Origin of the sequence: Pseudoruegeria sp. SK021 (assembly GCF_002119405.1) — a bacterium.
Taxonomy (GTDB): Bacteria; Pseudomonadota; Alphaproteobacteria; order Rhodobacterales; family Rhodobacteraceae; genus Meridianimarinicoccus.
Window position 1 is genome coordinate 96,299 of sequence record NZ_MTBG01000002.1, and the last position, 21,390, is coordinate 117,688.

General features: G+C 60.6%; 17 protein-coding genes. 4 read left to right on the forward strand and 13 right to left on the reverse strand.

Translation table 11 applies throughout. The features are described 5' to 3' along the window. Positions 1–129 precede the first annotated feature (129 nt). Positions 130–2,883 (forward strand): aconitate hydratase AcnA, encoded by a 2,754-nt coding sequence (gene acnA, locus BV911_RS02980; RefSeq protein WP_086052101.1) that lies wholly within the window; start codon positions 130–132, stop codon positions 2,881–2,883. Between the two features lie 165 nt (positions 2,884–3,048). Here the strand turns inward: acnA and BV911_RS02985 are convergent, their stop codons facing one another. Genes BV911_RS02985 through yajC form a run of 9 tightly spaced genes read right to left on the reverse strand, consistent with a single transcriptional unit; the run spans position 3,049 to position 9,242 of the window. Further along, positions 3,049–3,591: a DsbE family thiol:disulfide interchange protein gene (locus tag BV911_RS02985; protein WP_086052102.1), complete on the reverse strand. Its 543-nt coding sequence runs from the start codon at positions 3,589–3,591 to the stop codon at positions 3,049–3,051. Continuing rightward, positions 3,591–3,743, reverse strand: a complete 153-nt coding sequence (gene ccmD / locus BV911_RS02990) for a heme exporter protein CcmD (protein WP_086052103.1) — start codon at positions 3,741–3,743, stop codon at positions 3,591–3,593. The genes BV911_RS02985 and ccmD overlap by 1 nt, the downstream gene beginning before the upstream one ends. Then, a complete protein-coding gene (gene ccmC, locus BV911_RS02995) occupies positions 3,743–4,471 on the reverse strand; it encodes a heme ABC transporter permease CcmC (protein WP_168183965.1) in 729 nt (242 codons plus the stop codon). Before ccmC ends, ccmD begins: the two co-directional genes overlap by 1 nt. 55 nt (positions 4,472–4,526) lie before the next feature. Beyond that, complete coding sequence (gene ccmB / locus BV911_RS03000; protein ID WP_086052105.1) at positions 4,527–5,183, reverse strand: heme exporter protein CcmB; 657 nt, start codon at positions 5,181–5,183, stop codon at positions 4,527–4,529. After that, a complete protein-coding gene (ccmA, locus tag BV911_RS03005; protein ID WP_086052223.1) occupies positions 5,180–5,800 on the reverse strand; it encodes a heme ABC exporter ATP-binding protein CcmA in 621 nt (206 codons plus the stop codon). Before ccmA ends, ccmB begins: the two co-directional genes overlap by 4 nt. Before the next feature lie 29 nt (positions 5,801–5,829). Then, positions 5,830–6,186 (reverse strand): Mth938-like domain-containing protein, encoded by a 357-nt coding sequence (locus BV911_RS03010; protein WP_086052106.1) that lies wholly within the window; start codon positions 6,184–6,186, stop codon positions 5,830–5,832. Positions 6,187–6,237: 51 nt separating this feature from the next. Continuing rightward, positions 6,238–7,206, reverse strand: a complete 969-nt coding sequence (gene secF / locus BV911_RS03015) for a protein translocase subunit SecF (protein WP_086052107.1) — start codon at positions 7,204–7,206, stop codon at positions 6,238–6,240. A gap of 4 nt (positions 7,207–7,210) precedes the next feature. Next, positions 7,211–8,878: a protein translocase subunit SecD gene (gene secD, locus BV911_RS03020; RefSeq protein WP_086052108.1), complete on the reverse strand. Its 1,668-nt coding sequence runs from the start codon at positions 8,876–8,878 to the stop codon at positions 7,211–7,213. A 40-nt stretch (positions 8,879–8,918) separates the two neighbouring features. Continuing rightward, positions 8,919–9,242 carry a preprotein translocase subunit YajC gene (gene yajC / locus BV911_RS03025; protein WP_086052109.1) on the reverse strand — a complete coding sequence of 108 codons (324 nt, stop codon included), beginning with the start codon at positions 9,240–9,242 and terminating at the stop codon, positions 8,919–8,921. 386 nt (positions 9,243–9,628) lie between these two features. On the opposite strand from yajC, the gene serS reads away from it, so the two are divergent. Continuing rightward, positions 9,629–10,921, forward strand: a complete 1,293-nt coding sequence (serS, locus tag BV911_RS03030) for a serine--tRNA ligase (protein WP_086052110.1) — start codon at positions 9,629–9,631, stop codon at positions 10,919–10,921. Positions 10,922–10,925: 4 nt separating this feature from the next. Here serS and der read toward each other — a convergent pair whose 3' ends face one another. The 3 genes from der to BV911_RS03045 are packed head-to-tail and all read right to left on the reverse strand — an operon-like array spanning position 10,926 to position 14,497. Next, positions 10,926–12,368, reverse strand: coding sequence for a ribosome biogenesis GTPase Der (der, locus tag BV911_RS03035; protein WP_086052111.1), 1,443 nt, complete (start codon positions 12,366–12,368; stop codon positions 10,926–10,928). Positions 12,369–12,417: 49 nt separating this feature from the next. Next, positions 12,418–13,830 (reverse strand): PQQ-like beta-propeller repeat protein, encoded by a 1,413-nt coding sequence (locus BV911_RS03040; protein ID WP_086052112.1) that lies wholly within the window; start codon positions 13,828–13,830, stop codon positions 12,418–12,420. A 16-nt stretch (positions 13,831–13,846) separates the two neighbouring features. Next, entirely contained in the window at positions 13,847–14,497 is a 651-nt protein-coding gene (locus BV911_RS03045; protein ID WP_086052113.1) for a hypothetical protein, read from the reverse strand. 189 nt (positions 14,498–14,686) lie between these two features. Here BV911_RS03045 and BV911_RS03050 point away from each other — a divergent pair, with 189 nt between their 5' ends. Together BV911_RS03050 and BV911_RS03055 are read left to right on the forward strand one after the other, a co-directional pair. Continuing rightward, entirely contained in the window at positions 14,687–15,799 is a 1,113-nt protein-coding gene (locus tag BV911_RS03050; RefSeq protein ID WP_086052114.1) for an efflux RND transporter periplasmic adaptor subunit, read from the forward strand. After that, complete coding sequence (locus BV911_RS03055) at positions 15,796–19,404, forward strand: efflux RND transporter permease subunit (RefSeq protein ID WP_086052115.1); 3,609 nt, start codon at positions 15,796–15,798, stop codon at positions 19,402–19,404. Before BV911_RS03050 ends, BV911_RS03055 begins: the two co-directional genes overlap by 4 nt. A 9-nt stretch (positions 19,405–19,413) precedes the next feature. Here the strand turns inward: BV911_RS03055 and BV911_RS03060 are convergent, their stop codons facing one another. Further along, a complete protein-coding gene (locus BV911_RS03060) occupies positions 19,414–21,204 on the reverse strand; it encodes an ABC transporter ATP-binding protein/permease (protein WP_240512124.1) in 1,791 nt (596 codons plus the stop codon). Positions 21,205–21,390 lie beyond the last annotated feature (186 nt).

Below are 21,390 nucleotides of genomic sequence, written 5' to 3' on the forward strand. Positions count from 1 at the left end.
CACCCTTTTGCGAGAGCCCGTGTATTGTGTGCAATGGTATACATAAAGCCGCACCCCCCTTGATCGCACCTCGCCAAAGCGGCATATAATCCGCAGCTATTTCCCTTCAGCAAACAGGAAGGCCGTTCCATGCCCATCACCGTCGGACAAGATACAGCCGGGACCCGCACGACGCTCACCGTCGGCGACGCCTCCATCGCCTACTACTCCATTCCCGCCGCCGAAGCCGCAGGGCTTGGCGACTTCTCCCGCCTGCCCGTTGCGCTGAAGGTCGTGTTGGAAAACATGCTGCGCTTCGAAGACGGCAAGACCGTCACCACCGACGACATCAAGGCATTCTCGGATTGGGCCGCGATGGGCGGCAAGAACCCGCGCGAAATCGCCTATCGCCCGGCCCGCGTGCTGTTGCAGGATTTCACCGGCGTTCCGGCCGTGGTCGATCTGGCCGCCATGCGCGACGCGCTGGTCAATCTTGGCGGTGACGCCACCAAGATCAACCCGTTGAACCCGGTGGATCTGGTCATCGACCACTCGGTGATGATCGACGAATTTGGCAACCCGCGCGCCTTCCAGATGAACGTTGACCGCGAATACGAGCGCAACATGGAGCGCTACACCTTCCTGAAATGGGGCCAGTCGGCGTTTAACAATTTCCGCGTTGTCCCCCCGGGAACCGGCATCTGCCACCAGGTCAACCTTGAGTATCTGGCCCAGACGGTTTGGACCGACACGGATCAAAACGGCACCGAAGTCGCTTACCCTGATACGCTGGTTGGCACCGACAGCCACACCACCATGGTCAACGGCGCGGCGGTTCTGGGCTGGGGCGTCGGCGGCATTGAAGCCGAAGCCGCCATGCTGGGTCAGCCGATTTCCATGCTGATCCCCGAAGTGGTCGGCTTTGAATTGACCGGCAAGATGATGGAAGGCACCACCGGCACCGATCTGGTGCTGAAAGTGGTCGAGCTGCTGCGCAAAAAAGGCGTGGTCGGCAAATTCGTTGAATTCTACGGTGCAGGCCTCGATCACCTGCCGCTGGCAGACCGCGCGACCATCGCCAACATGGCGCCAGAATATGGCGCAACCTGTGGCTTCTTCCCGATCGACGGCGAAACCATCCGCTACCTGCGCAACACCGGTCGCGAAGAAGACCGCATCGCACTGGTAGAAGCCTATGCCAAGGCCAACGGCATGTGGCGTGGCCCAGACTATGCGCCGATCTACACCGACACCCTGCACCTCGACATGGGCACCATCGTGCCTGCGATCTCGGGTCCGAAGCGGCCGCAAGACTACACCGCATTGGATCACGCCGCGTCTGCGTTCCTTGACGTGGTCCATGAATACCGCGGCATCGACACCTCCAAGCGCGCCGATGTCATGTCGTCCGAAGGTCCGGCCCCGGCCCCGTCCAGTGCCGATCCACGCAAATCGCAAGCCGTCAAAGGCGAAGATTACACGCTGCGGGACGGCTCTGTCGTGATCGCCTCGATCACGTCCTGCACCAACACCTCGAACCCCTATGTGATGATCGGTGCCGGTCTGGTGGCCCGTAAGGCGCGCGCCCTCGGCCTGAACCGGAAGCCTTGGGTCAAGACGTCGCTCGCACCCGGAAGCCAAGTGGTGTCGGCCTATCTTGAGGCCGCTGGCCTGCAAGAAGACCTCGACGCTATCGGCTTCAACCTTGTCGGTTACGGCTGCACCACCTGTATCGGTAACTCTGGTCCGTTGCAGGAAGAAATCTCGTCGGCCATCGCCGAAGGGGATCTGATTGCCACGGCCGTTCTGTCAGGCAACCGCAACTTCGAAGGCCGCATCAGCCCGGATGTCCGCGCCAACTATCTGGCCTCACCGCCGCTGGTTGTTGCCTATGCCTTGGCCGGTGACCTGAACATCGACCTGACGACCGAGCCGCTGGGTCAAGACAAGGACGGCAACGATGTGTTCCTGAAAGACATCTGGCCAACCACGCAAGAAGTGGCCGATCTGGTCGAGCAGACCGTCACCCGTGAAGCGTTCCGGTCGAAATATGCCGACGTCTTCAAAGGCGACGAAAAATGGCAGGGCGTCAAAACCACCGACAGCCTGACCTATGACTGGCCGACCTCGTCGACCTATGTGCAAAACCCGCCTTACTTCAAAGGCATGGGTCCGGACGCCGGCACCATCAGTAATATCGATGGCGCCAAGGTTCTGGCCATTCTCGGCGACATGATCACCACGGACCACATCTCGCCAGCGGGGTCGTTCAAAGACAGCACGCCGGCAGGCCAGTACCTGATCGAACGCCAAGTGCCGGTGAAAGACTTCAACTCCTACGGCTCGCGCCGCGGAAACCACGAAGTCATGATGCGCGGCACCTTTGCCAACATCCGCATCAAGAACGAGATGCTGGACGGGGTCGAAGGCGGCTACACCAAGGGGCCAGATGGCAGCCAGATGGCGATTTTCGACGCCGCCATGGCCTATGTCGACCAAGGCACCCCGCTGGTGATCTTCGGCGGCGAACAATACGGCGCAGGCTCATCGCGTGACTGGGCCGCCAAGGGTACCAACCTTTTGGGCGTCAAAGCCGTGATTGCCGAAAGCTTTGAGCGTATCCACCGCTCCAACCTCGTTGGCATGGGCGTGATCCCGTTCGAATTCACCGGCGGCGACACCCGCAAGTCGTTGAACCTGACCGGCGAAGAAACCGTCGCGATCTCGGGGCTGGAAGGTGATCTGAAACCGCTTAGCGAAGTGCCTTGCACCATCACCTACGCGGACGGAACGGTCAAAGAGATCGCCCTGAAGTGCCGGATCGATACCGCCATCGAAAAAGAATACGTCGAGAACGGCGGCGTTCTGCACTACGTGCTGCGCAGCCTTGCCAAAGCAGGCTGATCGCCACCTGAACCACAAAAGGCCCGGAACAGTGTTCCGGGCCTTTTTTTTGGGCTATGGCCACTTGTCTCGCGCGCGGCGGTGGTCAGCAGGCGCAGCATCTGACCCCGCATCGCAAGCGCGTTTGCGGTGCCGGTTTGGCATTTGTCTAACGACGGGGATGGTTTAGTTTGGCTCAGCCGCAGCAGCGATTGCGGGCCGGATTTTCTCGTCCAGAATGCGGGCGGTAATCGGACCGGCAAACCGCAGCCGCACGATGCCGTCCGCGTCGATCACGAACGTCTCTGGCACGCCGTACAGCCCCCAGTTGACCCCCATACGCCCGCTGCTATCCGCCCCGATCGCGGTATAGGGATCGCCAAGCTCTGCCAGAAAGGCCAGCGCCTTCTCGGGGTCGTCTTTGTAATTGACGCCGTAAATCGGCACGCCCTCTGCCGCAAGCAGCTCGAGGCTTGGATGCTCAGCCCGGCACGGCGCGCACCAACTGGCCCAGTAATTCACCAGCTTGACGCCGTCACTGCGCAGAGTGGCATCGTCGAACACCGGCAGATCGGCCAGCGGCACCACCACCACCGGCGGCACGGCGCGCCCCTCCATGGTGGACGGTAACCCATCGGGATCGTCCCGGAACATCCCGACATAGAACAGCCCGGCCAGCCCAGCAAAGATCAGCGGCGGCAAGATCATCAGGGGGGAAATTTTCGCCATTATCGTGCGCCTTTTCGGTCTTCATATGCTCGCAGTTTTGCCCGCACCCGGCGTCCCCGGGCCAGTGACACCGCCACCAGAACGGCCAGCAGGGCCAAGCTGATCCCATAGGCCGACAGGACCTCGCCCGCGTATTTCCCCAGTTCCGGCATCACAACAGCCGATCCCGGGCCATCAAGGCCTGCAACCGCCGCAGCCGGATCTCGGTGCGGGTCCGGTACAGGACCAACGCCAGAAAGATCAGCACAAACCCCGCGATGCACAGCAGCAGCGGAAAGTAGAACACATCGGCCACGTTTTCTTCCTTGTCGAGGCTCAGCGACGCCCCCTGATGCAAGCCCTGATTCCAGAACAGCACCGCATAGCGTGACAGAATGGCAAAGACCGACCCGACCAGACACAGCACACTGGTCAGGTCCGCCGCCGTATCGGCATCGTCAATGGCTTCCCACAGCGCGATATAGCCCAGATAAAACAGCCCCAAGATCAAAAAGCTGGTCAGGCGCGGGTCCCAGACCCACCACGTGCCCCACATCGGCTGGCCCCAGATAGCGCCGGTAACCAAAGCAATCACGGTCATGGTCAGGCCCACCGGCGCGGCGGCCCGCGCGGCAAGGGCCGAGACATGATGCCGCCGGATCAGCCAGATCAGAGAGGCCGCAAGCATCATCAGCCAACCGTTGATCGCCAACAGCGCGGCCGGCACGTGCAGATACATGATCTTCACCGTTGCGCCCTGCCGGTAATCTTCAGGGGTTCCGAAGAACCCCCAGATCAGCCCGACAGCCAAGCAGACGCCGCCGAAACCAGCGACCCACGGCAACACAGCCGCCGATATTTGCATGAACCTCTTTGGGTTCGCGTATTCCCACAGCGACATACTCAAGACCTATTCACGACCGAACAGCGTTGCAATCCTTATGCGACCCACAGGGTCAGCGCAAATTGACACGGAGCGCCGCCGCTGCGGCATAGGGCATCAGAGCCGCCACACCCAAGCTGATCCCGGCCAGAAAGGCCAGCGGACTGCCCAGTTCCAGCCCCTCAGACCCGCGACGCGCCACCTCGGCCCCAAAGATCAGCGTCGGCACATAAAGCGGCAACACCAACAACGACAACAACAAGCCGCCGCGCTTAAGCCCGACGGTCAGGGCCGCGCCGAATGCGCCGATGATGCTCAGCGCCGGGGTGCCCAACGCCAAGGACAGCACCAACCACGCAAAGCCTGGCGTTGGCAGGTTCAGCAACACCCCCAGCACCGGGGCGGCCAAAGTCAGCGGTAAGCCGGTGGTCAACCAATGGGACAGCGCCTTGACCGCCACCACCCCCTCCAAAGGCAGCGGCGCCGTCGCCAAAAGGTCCATGGACCCATCTTCCCAATCCAGCGCGAAAATCCGGTCCAACGACAGCAGGCAGGCCAGCAAGGCCCCTAGCCACAGCACCCCCGGCGCGATCCGTGCCAAAATCTCGGTATCCGGCCCAACCGCAAACGGCACCAGAATCACCACCACCAGAAAAAACGCCAGCCCAAGTCCGAAGCCGCCACCGGCGCGCACGGCCAGCGTTAGATCCCGGCGCAGCAGCGCGATCACAGGAACGCCTCGTTAAAATCGTCGTGTTCTATCAGGGCCCGAGCCTTGAACGCGCTCAGATCAAGGGATCGCGCCGGAATGCCAAGGTCCAGGTGCGTGGCAAGGATCGCCGCACCGCCCGCCGCCAGATGCCGCCGCATCACCGCCGCAAACAAGGCGACGCTCGCGGTATCCAGCGACACAGTCGGCTCATCCAGCAACCAAATGGCTCGCCCGGTGACCAGCAGACGCGCCAGACCCAAGCGCCGTTTTTGCCCCGCCGACAAAGTGCCGGCGGCACGATCGGTCAACCCGTCCAGATCAAAAGCCTGCACCGCCCGCGCCACTGTCTCGCGCGGCTCGGTGCCAAAGCAGCGGGCCCAAAAGGTCAGGTTCTCGGTGACGGTTAGCATCGCCTTTACGCCGTCCAGATGTCCGGCATAAACTACGCCTTCGGGATCCACGGCCAATCGGCCAGCCAGCGCCGGCTGTAATCCGGCCAACGTGCGCAATAGCGTGGTTTTGCCCACTCCGTTCGGCCCGCGCAGCACCAGCGCTTCTCCGGCGGCGAGTTCCAGATCAATCCGGTCCAGAACCGCAATCCCGCCTCGCGCACAGGCCAGCCCAGAGGCAGCCATCACCGCGGCCGGCGCCGTCACAGTCTGGCTCACGACACCGGCAAGGCGGCCAGCCCGATCCGGCGGTCCTCGGACAGCAATACGTTATAGGTCCGGCACGCCGCGGGCGAGGCCATGACCTCAACCCCGATCCCGGCCTCGTCCAAAGCCTGCCGCAATTCTTTCGGAATATGAGCAATCTCTGATCCGGTGCCCAGCAGCAGCACGTCGATCACCCCGGCCTGCGCCAGCAAAGGCGCCGCCTCGTCATAGCCTGCCCACGGCTGAACGCCGCTCGGCAACACCAGCACACCGCCCTGCACCACCGCGCCGCCGACCCGGAAAAATCCCGGGCCATAGCCCTCAACCGGTGTGCCTTCGGGATAGGTAATCTCGCGCAAACGCATGAGCGGTCCTCTCAGGTGATCCGGCCCGATGACACGGGCATGATGGCGACTTTAAGCGTCGATATCAGCAAACTGGGTGCCTGCGGTGGCAGATTTCTTGCTCCAGTCCCGCTTCACGCCGAGATACAGCACGATATTCTTGGCCACAAAGACCGACGAATAGGTCCCGATCACGACGCCCCAAGTAATCGCAAAGACAAATCCCCGGATCACGTCGCCCCCCAACACCAACAGCGCAATCAACGCGATCAGCGTGGTGCCGCTGGTCATGACGGTACGGCTTAGGGTTTCGTTTACGCTGAGGTTCATCACGTCGCGCAGCGGCATTGTCTTGAACTTGCGCAGGTTCTCCCGCAGCCGGTCAAAGATGACCACAGTATCGTTGATCGAATAGCCGATGATGGTCAGAATCCCGGCGATGATCGTCAGATCGAAGGGGATTTGAAACAGTGCGAACACGCCAACGGTAATGACCACATCGTGGAACAGGGCCGCCACAGCCCCGACCGAGAACTGCCATTCAAACCGCAGCCAGATATAGAACAGGATCGCCGTCAACGACGCCAGAATCGACATCACAGCCGTCCGCACCAATTCGCCCGACACCTTGGGCCCGACGCTTTCCACCGAGGGAAAGGTCATGCCCGGATCGACGGTTTGCAATGCCGCTTCCAGCGCGAGGATGGTTTCAGGCGCAATGGCATCCTCGCCCGGCTGGGCTTGAATGCGCACCTGCGCCACGTGACGGTCAGACCCGAAGGTCGGGTCGAACACCTCGGAAATGGCGACATCGCCCAGACCCAGCGGGTCCAGCGCCGCGCGATAGACCGCCACATCCACCGGCTGGGCGCTTTCGGTGCGGATCGTCGTGCCGCCCAGAAAGTCGATGCCGTAATTCAGGCCCATGGTGAAAAACACCACGATCGACACCAGCACAGCAGCAACCGATAATCCGAAGGTCGCAGGCGCGAACTTGAAAAAGTCGTAATTGGTCTCGGCGGGAACAAGTCTCAGACGCATGGGATCACACCTCGATGGTTTTGGGACGGCGGCGTTCAAACCACATGACGATAAAGAGCCGGGTCAGATAGATGGAGGTAAAGACCGACGTCAAAATCCCCAGTGCCAGGGTCACGGCGAAGCCACGCACCGGACCCGACCCCATGATGAACAGGATCGTCGCGATAATGAAGGTGGTGACGTTCGCATCCAAAATGGCCGACAAAGCCCGCTCATACCCCAACTCGATCGCCCGGGCCGGACCTTTCGAGGTCTTCAATTCTTCCCGGATCCGCTCATAGACCAGCACGTTGGCATCCACAGCCATCCCGATGGTCAAGACGATCCCGGCAATGCCCGGCAGGGTCAGGGTCGCACCGATCAATGACAGCAGGCCAAAGATCAGCCCCACATTGATGATCAGCGCCAGATTGGCCACCATGCCGAAAAAGCCATAGCTCAGCGCCATAAAGATCAGCACAGCCGAGAAGGCGACGATGCAGGCGATCTTGCCCGCTGCGATGCTGTCCGCACCCAGTTCCGGGCCAATCGTGCGCTCTTCCAGAAAGGTCATCTTGGCGGGCAAGGCGCCGGCCCGCAGCAGCACCGCCAACTGGGTGCTTTCCTCAACGTCGAAATTGCCGGTGATGATGCCCGAGCCGCCAGCAATATGGCTCTGGATCACCGGCGCGCTGATCACTTCGCTGTCCAGCACGATGGCGAAGGGCGAGCCGATGTTCTCGGCCGTATAGGTGCCAAACTTCCGCGCCCCTGCCGGATTGAACCGGAAGTTCACCGCAGGTCGGCCGTTCTGATCAAAGGCAGGCTGCGCATCGGTCAGCTCTTCGCCCGATACGACGGTCCGGTCTTCGATGATGTAATATTCGCCCGGATTGTCCAAGGACGGCAGCAACAGGTTGCGCGCGCCCGGATCAGCCGATCCGTCCGTGGTCCGCCCGACGACCGGCTGAAAGGTCAGCCGCGCCGTGGTTCCGATCAATTCTTTCAATTCGTCCGCAGACCCGATCCCCGGCACCTGAATCAGGACCCGGTCCTCGCCTTGCCGCTGAATCGTCGGCTCGCGGGTGCCGACCTCGTCGACCCGGCGCCGGATAATCTCAAGACTTTGTTGCATCGTCCGGGTGTCGGTGGCCTGCTTTTCAGCTTCGGATAGCCGCACCACCACATCCGCACCTTCGGCGCTGACATCAATATCCGATGCCCCCACCCCGGTCAGCGACACAATCGGGCGGGCCAAATCTCGCACCAGCGCAACCGCTTGCGCGATCTGCGCCGGTTCACCGACCTGCACCCGCAATTCGTCTGGCGCACTGTCGACCCGGCGGATCGTCCCGATCGTCGCCCGCTCAGCCCGCAACGTATCACGCACCTCAGGCCACAATCCGTCCATCCGGTCGGCATAAACGTCGCTGACCTGAACCTCGGCCAGCAGATGCGCGCCGCCGCGCAGGTCCAGCCCCAGATTGACCAGTCCCGACGGCAAGAAGCTCGGCCACTCTGCCGCCTCTGCCGTTTGGTCGGGGCTTGCCACCCCGCCGGACGCCGCGATCGCTTTCACGGCGTCGTTATGGGTCTCCACCCGGCTGTAAAACAGGTTCGGCATCGCTAGGGCCAGTCCACATAGGACCAGCGCCCAGATCAGCACCCGTTTCCAAAGATCGATCTGCAGCATGGAGACCCCTTAACGACTATAACACTGAAAAGACGCGGCCTTAGGCTGCGGGTTCGGTTTTGCTCATAACGGTGGCGATGGTGCTCTGAACCACCCGAACCTTAACGCCTTCGGCCAGTTCGACTTCAACTTCGTTGCCGCCTTCTTTGACCTTCACAACCTTGCCGATCAGCCCGCCTTGGGTGACGACCTGATCGCCACGGCGCAATGCTGCAACCATCTTGGCGTGTTCCTTGGCTTTCTTCTGCTGCGGACGGATCAGCAGGAAATACATGATCGCGAAGATCAAGATCAGCGGAACAAAGCTCGAGATAGCGCCCATCGGGCCGCCCGCGGCTTGGGCATAAGCAGGAGTAGCGAACATGTAGGGATCCTTGCAGTCTGCGGGGGCAACCCCCTCGTTGATTTGGCGCGCACCCTAGTCTCGGCCCTGCCCGAAGGCAAGCCGCCCCCACGGCGCTCCCGCCTGACATAGTCGCCCCCTCGGCAAGATGCCAGCGCCGAGGACGCCTTCCTAGAAAGTTCAGACAAATTCAGGTCGCGAATCCCGATGCGGTCGCCCTTAGGTCCGCGCCGCGCTTTGGCCATCTGCGCCCACTGATCAGGGCTTACCAGCCGCCTAACGGATCGCACGCCGCGGTCCGACGAAAGTCCGATAAAAGTCCGACGTTAATCCGACACGGAAACTCGCCCCCTTGGCCCCTTCGGAATTCGCTGCCATAACCTCGCCATCAGACAAAAGGCAGGCCTATGCACGACATTCGTTTTATCCGTGAAAACCCCGACGCATTCGACGCAGCGATGCTCCGTCGCGGCCTGTCGGGCGTTACAGATCAAGTCCTTGGCTTGGATGCCGCCCGCCGGGAAAAGATCAGTGCCTCCGAGGCCGCCCTTGCCGAACGCAATGCCGCCTCCAAAATGGTGGGCGCGGCCAAAGCGTCTGGAGATGACGCCGAATTTCAAAGGCTTAGGGACCTCGTGGCCGCCAAGAAGGCCGAAATCGCCACCCTTGATGCCGACGCCAAACAGGCGGACGAAGCCCTGCGGACCCTTCTGATGTCGCTGCCAAATATCTTGGCTGATGACGTCCCCGAGGGCAGCGATGAAGCCGCCAATATCGAGCTTCGCCGCAAAGGCAGCCCGCGGGATTTCGACTTTCAGCCGAAAGAACACTATGAAATCAAGGGTGTATTGCCCGGAATGGATTTTGAAACCGCCGCGAAACTGTCTGGTGCACGCTTTGTCCTGCTGACCGGCGCGATCGCGCGCATCCACCGTGCGCTGGCTCAGTTCATGCTGGATACTCATTGCGATATCAACGGCTTGACAGAAGTTTGGTCGCCGGTCCTCGTGCTGGAAGACATGCTCTACGGCACTGGCCAGCTTCCGAAATTCGGCGAAGACAGCTATAAGACCACCGATGGGTGGTGGCTGGTTCCGACCGCAGAAGTCACCTTAACAAACATCGTCAACGGATTGGTTATCAACGAAGAAACCCTTCCACGGCGCTATGTGGCCGACACCCAATGCTTCCGCTCCGAGGCGGGATCGGCAGGCCGTGACACTGCAGGCATGCTGCGTCAGCACCAGTTTGAGAAAGTCGAGATGGTGTCCATCAGCCATCCGGACGCGTCGGAAGCCGAACATGACCGGATGACCGGACTGGCGGAAGACATTCTAGAGCGTCTGGAATTGCCGTTCAGAACCATGCACTTGTGCAGCGGCGACACAGGCTTTGGCGCGACCCGAACCTATGACATCGAGGTTTGGCTTCCCGGTCAAAACACCTATCGTGAGATCAGTTCCATTTCCGTCTGTGGTGCGTTTCAAGCCCGCCGCATGAATGCCCGGTTCCGCCCCGAAGCAGGTGGAAAACCCGAGTTCGTTCATACACTTAATGGGTCTGGATTGGCCGTGGGCCGTACGCTGATCGCCGTTCTGGAAAACGGACAGACCGCTGATGGCGGTGTGACCCTGCCGGAGGCGCTGCATCCCTATCTTGGGGGACGTACCGCCCTGTCACCGGACGGTACGCTGATCTAATCGTCTATTTATCGAGAGGTCTGGGCCCGAGATGCTTTCTAAGCTTCGACGGCCCGGCCTTCTTGCGATCCTTATAGGGGTTCGCATCGGACTGGCTGCGCAAGGTCAACCGGATCGGCGTTCCCGGCATATCAAAGTCCTTGCGCAACCCGTTGACAAGATAGCGCTTATAACTTTCAGGCACCTTCTCAGGATAGGAACACATCGCCACAAATCCCGGCGGACGGGTTTTCACCTGTGTCATGTACCGCAGCTTCACGCGGCGGCCACCCGGTGCGGGTGGCGGGTGCGCCACGACCATATCCGCCAACCAACGGTTCAACTGGGCCGTCGTGATCCGGCGGTTCCAGACCTCGTGCGCCTTGAGGATGGCGGCTTGCAACCGGTCAAGTCCACGCCCGGTTTTTGCCGACACGGTCACCAAAGGCGCGCCAAAGAGTTGCGGCAGCAACCGATCGAACGCTTCTTTCAGCTCAGCCAATTTCTCTTGGCGGTTCTCTTCCAGATCCCATTTGTTGACCGCTACCACGACGGCCCGGCCCTCGCGTTCGGCCAAATCGGCAATCCGGAGATCTTGCTGTTCAAACGGAATGGCGGCATCCAGAAGAACCACCACGACTTCGGCGAATTTAACCGCCCGCAACCCGTCTGACACGGAAAGCTTTTCCAGCTTGTCCTGAATTTTCGCACGTTTCCGCATCCCGGCCGTGTCAAAAACGCGGATTGGACGTCCGTCCCATTCCGTTGTGACCGAAATTGCGTCCCGCGTGATCCCTGCCTCGGGACCCGTCAACAAACGGTCCTCGCCGATCAAGGTGTTGATCAGGGTCGATTTCCCGGCATTCGGACGACCAACAATTGCGACCTGAAGCGGCTTGCTGGGATCGAACGCGCCGTCAGCGTCTTCCAGATCCACGTCAGTTTCTGGCGCATCCTTGCGGGCACGGTCGCGAAACTCGTCATGCAGCGGCATCAGCAGCGTCAGCAATTCGCTCATGCCTTCGCCGTGTTCGGCGGACAACCGCAACGGTTCGCCCAGACCCAGCGAATAGGCCTCAAGGAAGCCAGCCTCGCCAGCGTGCCCTTCGGCCTTGTTCGCCACAATGATGACCCGTTCCGCCCGCTTGCGCAGGATTTCAGCGAAGACCTGATCGGCGGGGGTAACACCGGTCCGGGCATCGATCATGAACAGGCAGATATCCGCCATGTCCACGGCCCGCTCCGTCAGGCGCCGCATCCGGCCCTGAAGGCTTTCATCCGTCGCCTCTTCGAGACCTGCGGTGTCGATCACGGTAAAACGAAGATCGGCCAAACGCGCGTCACCTTCACGAAGGTCGCGCGTTACCCCGGGTTGATCATCGACAAGCGCCAGTCGCTTGCCAACCAAACGGTTAAACAGGGTGGATTTACCGACATTCGGTCGTCCAACGATGGCAAGGGTAAACATTTCGGTCTCCGGAAGAATCGCAGAACGACTGCCATATACGACGATCGTGTCAGCGGAAAGCGCTCAACGTGCCATCAGCGGTTACCACATAAAGTGTGCGCCCCGCCACGATGGGATTTGCGGCGGCGGCACCGGGAAGCTCGGACATGCGCAGCAACGCCCCAGACGTCGGATCAATTTCGCGCATATATCCGTCATCGGACACTACGATCAGGCGTCCCCCGGCCAGTACCGGCCCGTAATGGGTAAAGACGGCTTTGCGCTTTTTGATCTTTTCATCGGTGAATAGCGGCAAGGATGCCGACCAGATCGGCTCTCCGGTGCTGGCGGCGACGCGAACCAAGTTTGCCTGATCGGACACGAGGAACAGCGACCCTCCGGCGGGCCAGACGGCACTGCTAGCGCCGAATGGCGCGGTCCATAAGCGATCACCATCAGCGGCATTGATGGCTGCCAAACGCCCCGACGGCGTGCCGACATAAACCGTGTCGCCAACCACGACCGGATCACTGGAAATATCGCCAATCCCAGCATAGGCTTTGCCGCGTCGTTGCCCGGTCACAGTCGTGGACCACAACCGAACGCCGCCAACTTTCAGGGCAGCGACAAGATCGCCGGACCCGAAGGGGAACAGCACAGCGCGGCTGGTGACGGCCGGGGCGGCCCCGTCGACCACGACAGTGCCGGACTCACTGGCCAGAAGGTCCCACAACACCCGGCCATTCCGCGTATCGATGGCCCATGCCGTGCTGTCCCGGGTCGTCAGATAGACGATGTTTCCCGACACGGTCGGCGCAGAGTTGGGCATACTCCCCAAGGACTGCACCCAATTTTGGGCCCCAGTGGCCACATTCAGGGCAAATAGCGCGCCATAACCGGTGGTAACGAACAGTTGGGATCCTTCGACCGCCAGGCCGCCCCCCACTGCTTCGCCGGGCCGTTCAACCGTCGGCGTCAGATCCGTTTGCCAGACCAATTGGCCTTGGGTGGTATGGGCCTGAACCATACTGTTGCTGTCCATGGTGAAGATCAGCCCACCTGACACAACCGGATCCGCTGTGATCCGTTTGCGCAGAGTATTGCCCTCACCAATTGGAACGGACCACGCCAGCGACAGCTGGTTCGGCAAGGCCGGATGTGTGATCTGATGGGTCGGCCCGCCATTGATCTGGGTCCAATTGGCGTTGGCGACCTGTACAGGCAGAGACAAGGCTCGGGTCTCACCGGTGACGCCGTAAGGAGTGATCGGTGTGACTGTGTTGGGCGTCGGCGGCGGCTGATCGGTGGCCGGACCACCGGCTTCCATCTGCTTTTCAAAATCATCCGAAGCTGTGTCGAATTCCCGCACGTCATAGCGCGGCCCCGACAACAGTTCCTCGTCATCCCCACATGCTGCCACTAACAACAACGCGAGAAGTGGCGCGGCACGAAGAGTTACCCCCCGGGTTGATCGATGCACCATCAGAGCGGCCCCAGCTTCAACTGTCTTCAAACTCGCCGCCAAGCGCGACGATAAGTTGTTGTGCCCGTTGCTGCTGCCCAGCAGATGCATCGGCGTCGGTTAAAATCGTCCGGAGGATGTCAATCGCCTGAGACGGTTCATTCCGGCTGATCCGCACGGCGGCAATTTGCTCAAGTGCGGCCATCCGAAAGGGCGCACCCGGTGCGATCAGGGTTTCGAGCCGGACCAGCTTTTCATCCGACAACATTGGATAATCAGCCAGCATGGTCAGCTTCAACGACGCCAGATCCCGATAGATCGCAGGCAGGGCCGAATCGGCGGCGATCTCGTCCAGCAACGCGCCAGCGGCATTCACGTCGGACTGGGCCAAACTATCGGCAGCAAGAAAACGCGCAGGCAATCCCGGAAGGCCGGTTCCGCCGACGCCGTCCAACGCGGTTGCCCGCGCCAGCGCGTTCTCGCTGGCCATCGCAGCCAAGAGAGCGTCGCCAAGATCTTCGGCTTCGGCCCGTGCTTGGGCCTTGCGCCATTCGACCACGCCAGCAGCGCCGATGATCAGTACGACTGCCAATATGGCGATCCAACCATAGCGCCGCGCAAGGCCAAACAGGCGCTCGCGGCGGACTTCTTCGGTCACTTCGTCGATGAAACTGTCAGATTGGCTCAACGCACTCTCCCGCTTTCGTTGCAAACCTCATACCGTGAAGCACGCCGGATTGCCAAGGGCAGGTACATCGAAAACGCTGTCGACGCTCTGGTTCGGCCACTTGCGACGAATTGGCAATCTCACTAAACTGAACCATATGGTTCAGAAGATGCCTTCTCATCCCAAAATTCAGCCTGGATTACGCCCGAAATGAGACTTGCCCCACTTCTGATCGCAGTGCTGGTTGCCGTTGGCCTTTACGCCATCGTGTTCGAACGTGACCGGGTTTTGGGGTTCGCCCGCGAACAGGACGAACCCACTGGAATCGCTTCGGATTCAGGCGCCAGTTCTGACGAGAATGCAGCGCCCCCATCGCGGAAAGTCTCGGTTGTCGCCATCGAAAGCACAGCATCCGGCGTCGACAACGCCGTACTTCTGCGCGGCCAGACCGAGGCGGCGCGCAAAGTCGAAATCCGGGCAGAAACATCTGGTCTAGTGGCATCCGCGCCCTTGCCGAAGGGCAGTTTCGTCGAAAGTGGTCAGGTCTTGTGTCAGATTGATCCCGGCACGCGTCCGTCAAAACTGGCCGAAGCCGAAGCCCGGATGGCAGAAGCGCGCATCACCGACACCGCTGCAGACCGGTTGGCGAAAGGTGGATTCGGTTCGGAAACCAGCGCAGCCGCCGCAAAGGCGTCATTGCAAGCCGCGCAGGCGGCTGTCGACTTGGCAAAGAAGGACATCGAGCGCCTGACCCTTTTGGCGCCGTTCAAAGGGTTGCTGGACTCCGAGACCGCAGAATTGGGCAGTCTGATGCAGCAAGGCTCGCTCTGCGCCACAATCATTCAATTGGATCCCATCAAGGTCGTCGGGTTCCTGCCCGAATTGTCTGTCGGGAAAGTTGCCATCGGGGCACCTGCCAAGATGCAACTGGGCAACGGCCGGGACATCACAGGTCAGGTGACGTTCATTTCGCGCTCGGCCGATCCGGCAACCCGGACGTTTCGGGTCGAAGTTGAGACCGCGAACCCTGATTTGACGATCAGTGACGGACAGACGGCTGACCTTGCCATCGCCGCTGCGGGCGTGTCGGCGCATCTTGTCCCGGCATCGGCCCTGACTTTGGATGACCACGGCACCATGGGCGTGCGAATCGTGGATGACACCGATCACGTCCGGTTCAAGCCGGTGGCAGTGGTCCGCGATACGATCGACGGCGTTCTATTGTCCGGCCTGCCGGAAACAGCGCGGATCATCGTGGTCGGACAGGAATATGTCAGCGATGGCGCCGCAGTCACAGTGACGCTTCGGGGTGGCGACGAATGAACAGAATCGTCGACTGGGCGGCCGAACATGCGCGGATGGTCCTCGCGTTTATCGTGCTCTCACTGGTTGTGGGGGGCTATGCCTATAACGTGCTGCCGAAAGAAGGCGAGCCGGACATCGAAATTCCAGCCGTGTTCGTGTCGGTGCCGTTTCCGGGCATCTCGGCCGAGGACAGCGAATCTCTGCTAATCAAGCCCATGGAAACCGAATTGTCGTCTTTGGATGGCCTGAAGACGATGACGGCCACCGCATCCGAAGGGTATGCAGGCGTCGGGCTTGAGTTCGAATTTGGCTGGGACAAGACCAAAACGCTGGCCGATGTCCGCGCGGCGATGACGACCGCGGAGGGTAAGTTCCCGGCAGGCGCGGACAAGTATTCCATCAATGAGATCAACTTTTCTGAGTTCCCGATCATCATCGTCAGCATGACCGGCGACCTGCCGGAACGCACCCTTCTGAGATTGGCCAAGGACCTTCAGGATCGGCTGGAAGGCTTAGAGCCTGTCCTTGAAGCGCCGCTGGCTGGGCACCGCGATGAAATGCTTGAAGTCATCGTCGATCCACTGCGGTTGGAGTCCTACAATTTGTCGGCGACGGATATGATCAACGCCGTGGTCAACAACAACCGGCTGATTGCGGCAGGCGAGTTGGAGTCCGCCAATGGCGCGTTTTCGGTCAAGATCCCGTCCTCGTTCAATGACCGGCAGGACGTGTTCAACCTGCCCATCAAAACCAATGGCGACCGGATCGTCACCTTGAACGACGTCGCCGATATCCGCCTGACCTTTGAAGACCGCACCGGAACCGCACGGTTTGACGGGGTCACGACCGTGGCGCTTCAGGTGGTCAAGCGCAAGGGCTACAACCTGATCGACACTGCGGCGCTTGTACGGGCCGAAGTGGCCGCCGAACAGGCCAGCTGGCCGTTGGATTTGCAGGCCGCCGTATCGGTCACCACGTCAAATGACCAGTCCGGCAACGTTGCCAGCATGGTCAATCAGTTGGAAGGATCGGTTCTGACCGCCATCGCGCTGGTGATGATCGTGGTTCTTGCCTCTTTAGGGCCGCGACCAGCGCTGTTGGTTGGTTTTGCGATCCCGACCTCGTTTCTGCTGTGCTTTGCCTTTCTCGCGCTGATGGGGATCTCGATCTCGAACATTGTGATGTTCGGGCTAATTCTGGCCGTCGGCATGCTGGTCGATGGCGCCATTGTGGTAGTGGAATACGCCGACCGCCGGATATCCGAAGGCAGCGGCCCGATGCATGCCTATGTCGAGGCGGCCAAGCGAATGTTCTGGCCGATCATTTCTTCGACGGCGACGACGCTATGTGCCTTTTTGCCGATGCTGTTTTGGCCGGGTGTGCCGGGGCAGTTTATGGGCATGCTGCCTGTGACGCTGATCTTCGTCCTATCGGCATCTTTGATTGTCGCCCTGATCTACCTACCGGTGATGGGTGGGGTCACCGGCCGCCTGTCTCGCACCTTTGGCCACATCGCGGATGCGCTTCGGGGTCTTCCATGGCTGATCCGGGCAGCGCTTGTCGCGCTCGCGCTCTATCTGCTGTTCCTCGGGGCGATGCAGTCGCTCAACCCCACCTATTTGCTTGGACCCAGCGGCGCAGCCGGACCCATGGGATGGGTCCTTGGCGCGGCCATGGTCATCGCCGGTGCATTCGCCACGTCCATTACCATGAGTGCCGCCGCCATTCAGTGGGCACCCCGCCCAATTCGCGCGGGCTATCGCCGGACGCCGTTTGGCTGGATCATCAAGGCAATTACCGGAAACCCGGTCATGCCGCTTGTGGTCATCGGTGCAGTTGGTTTCTTCGTGGTCACGGTCTTTTCCTATTTTGGCACCCACAATAACGGCGTCGAATTCTTCGTCGAAAGTGAGCCTGAACAAGCCATTGTCTATGTGCGGGCCCGGGGAAACTTGTCCCTGACCGAGAAGGATCAACTGGTTCGGGAAGTCGAGGACGTCATCTTGGCCACCGACGGGGTCGCAAGCACCTTTGCATTTGCCGGCAACGGCGGGTTGAACGCCAATACCGGCGGCGGTGACAGCCCCAGTGATACGATCGGGCAAGTGCAATTCGAGATCATCCCATGGGATGACCGGCCTCAAGTCGACGCATCGGGTGGGTTTTTCAGAACCCTGTTTTTACGCCGCGAGGTCGACCCCTATTACGATGGCGATGCCGTGTTGGAGCGGATGCAAACCGCACTGCAAGAGATCCCCGGCATCTATACCGAGATCTTAAACCTGTCGCGCGGCCCGGCATCGGGCAAGCCGTTGCATCTGCGCCTATCCGGACAGGACTGGGACACGCTGCGGGACGCGGTCAGGATCGCGCGGGAGAAATTTGAAGACACTCCGGGCCTGATTGACATCGAAGACACCCTGCCCTTGCCCGGCATCGACTGGCAGATCGATGTCGATGTCGAAAAGGCCGGGCGGTACGGCGCAGACGTGGCCACCGTCGGATCCATGGTGCAACTGGTCACACGTGGCATTCTTCTGGACACCATGCGGGTGCCCAGTTCTGACGAAGAAATTGAAATCCGTGTTCGCTTGCCGGAGGACGACCGTGTCCTCAGCACCCTCGACACGCTCCGGGTCCGTACCCAGCAAGGTCTTGTGCCGCTAGCAAATTTCATCTCGGTCAAGCCGGTGGCCAAACTGGCCGAAATCCAACGGATCGACGAAACCCGCTACTTTGATCTGAAGGCCGATGTCGCCACCGGTCTGACCACCCCCGAGGGGGCGCCGATCAACGGAAATGAACGGATCGCGGCCCTGACAGAGTGGCTGGAAACCGGACGCCCGTTCCCGGACGGTGTCGATTGGGAATGGACCGGCGATCAGGAGGAACAGGCCGAAAGTCAGGCCTTCTTAACCAGCGCTTTCGCTGGCGCCCTTGGTCTGATGTTCATCATCCTGTTGGCGCAATTCAACAGCTTCTACAACGCCACCCTGGTGCTGTTGGCGGTGGTTCTGTCCACTGCGGGGGTATTGATTGGCATGTTGGTGATGAACCAGCCGTTCTCGATCATCATGACCGGCACCGGGATCGTCGCGCTGGCAGGAATTGTGGTGAACAACAACATCGTCCTGATCGATACGTATCAGGAATACAGCCGTTATATGCCGCCGATTGAGGCGATCATCCGCACGGCAGAAACACGTATCCGCCCGGTGCTACTGACGACTTTGACCACCATGGCGGGCCTAACGCCCATGATGTTCGGCCTCAGTCTGGACTTTTTCGGCGGAGGCGCGTCAATCGACAGTCCGACAGCGCTTTGGTGGAAGCAATTGGCGACAGCAGTTGTATTCGGGCTGGGCATCGCCACGATGCTGACCTTGGTGTTCACCCCCTCGATGTTGGCGCTGCGGGTTTGGGCCGGAACCTATGCAACTGTGCTTGGGCGCCTGCTGGCGCGGATCACCCGAGGGGCAAGCAGCCGTGCGGCGCAGGATTGGGTGCTTCGGCGCAAGGCACGCGCGGCGAAAGCCCCCGAGATTATCTGGGATGCGTCTCCGGCGACCGATGCAAGCCAGCACAGCTTGACCGGCAAGCCGCCTTTGCGGGCGGCAGAATAAGGGGTTCGTCTAGGTCGCGGTCTCCGGCGTGTCCGTGGCCGCCTCGCCCTTGGCTTGCCTGCGCCACAAACCGGCATAAATCCCGGCGGCTTCCAGCAACGCGGCATGAGAGCCGCGTTCAGCAACCTGACCAGCATCCAGAACGATGATCTCATCGGCATCGACGATTGTTGACAGTCGGTGGGCGATGGTGATGACGGTGCGACCTTTGCTCATGGCCCGCAAGCTGTCCTGAATGTCGCGCTCGGTTCCGGTGTCTAGGGCGCTTGTCGCTTCATCCAGCAGCAGGATTGGCGGATTTTTCAGCAAGGTCCGGGCGATGCCAACACGTTGCTTCTCACCGCCCGACAATTTCAGCCCGCGTTCGCCGACCTGTGTCTGATAGCCCTCGGGCAAATCAGCGATGAACAAGTGCAGCCGCGCCGCCTTTGCTGCAGCCTCGACCTCTGCCCTGCTCGCCTCGGGCCGCCCATAGGCGATATTGTAATACAGGCTGTCGTTGAACAATACCGTGTCCTGCGGCACGATCCCGATGGCTGCGTGCAGACTGTCTTGGGTCACCGATCGCAAATCCTGACCATCGATCAAGACAGCTCCGTCCGAAACATCATAGAACCGGAACAACAGCCGCCCAATTGTTGACTTTCCAGCGCCAGACGGCCCAACCAAGGCAAGCGTTTTCCCCGGCGGGACATCGAAGCTGACGCCTTTCAGTATGGGGCGCGCCGGATCGTAACCGAAGAACACATTCTGAAATGTCACCCGGCCTTCCGTCACCGTCAGCCCCGCCGCGCCGGGTCGGTCGGTAATTTCTGACGGTTGATCGAGCAGATCAAATAGCTGCCCCATGTCGACAAGAGATTGCCGGATCTCGCGATACACCATGCCCAACATGTTCAGCGGCATGGTGATCTGAATCATATAAGCGTTGACCATGACAAAATCGCCAACGGTCAAGTCGCCACGCTGCACCCCCAATGCGGCCATCACCATCACCACAATCAACCCGCCAGAAATCAGCAGCGATTGTCCCATGTTGAGGAAGGCCAGCGAATAGGCGGTGCGCACGGCGGCAGTTTCATAGCCGGCCATGTTTTCGTCATACCGCTCGGCCTCGCGGTGTTCGGCACCGAAATATTTGACAGTCTCAAAGTTCAGCAGGCTGTCGATGGCCTTTTGATTGGCATCGGTATCTTGCTTGTTCATCTCGCGCCGGATCGTCACCCGCCATTCGGTCACCTTGAAGGTGAAGGCGACGTACAGAACGATGGTCACGCCGACCACCACGAGATACCAGATATCAAACAGGGTCGCCAAAACGATGCCGACGAGCAGCAATTCAACGGCCAACGGGCCAATGCTGAAGATAATAAAGCGGAGCAGAAAGGACACGCCTTTTACCCCGCGCTCCATGATCCGACTAAGCCCCCCCGTCTTGCGGGTGATGTGGTAGCGCATGGACATGCGGTGGATGTGTTCGAAGGTTTCCCGTGCCACGGTGCGCAGGGCGTGCTGTCCGACCCGGGCAAAGATCGCATCGCGCAACTGCTGGAACCCGACGGTCAAGATCCGCGACACGCCATAGGCGATCGTCAGCCCGACCGCGCCTGCGGCAAGCAGGAATCTGCCCTCGGCGGCATCTCCTGCCAATTGGTCCACCGCGCCTTTGTAAAAGAACGGTGTCCCAACCGCGATAAACTTGGCGATCAACAGCGTCACCAGAGAGGCGACCACCCGAACCTTGACCCAAGGCTGATCGCGGGGCCAGAGATAGGGCAGCATCCGGACGATAATGGTCATGGCTGGCGCTTCACGCGGAAGCGCGTTTTCCGGCAGTGCGGTGTCGGCCGCCTCAGTGGGCGAGGGCGTGGCAGGACGCGCCTGCTCCGCAGTCATGAATGCAAATTACCAAATGTCATTGTCGCGATGTAGGATGAATGCCCTGCAATGTCACGGGCCGGTGCAACCTCACCGAAGGGGTGCGGC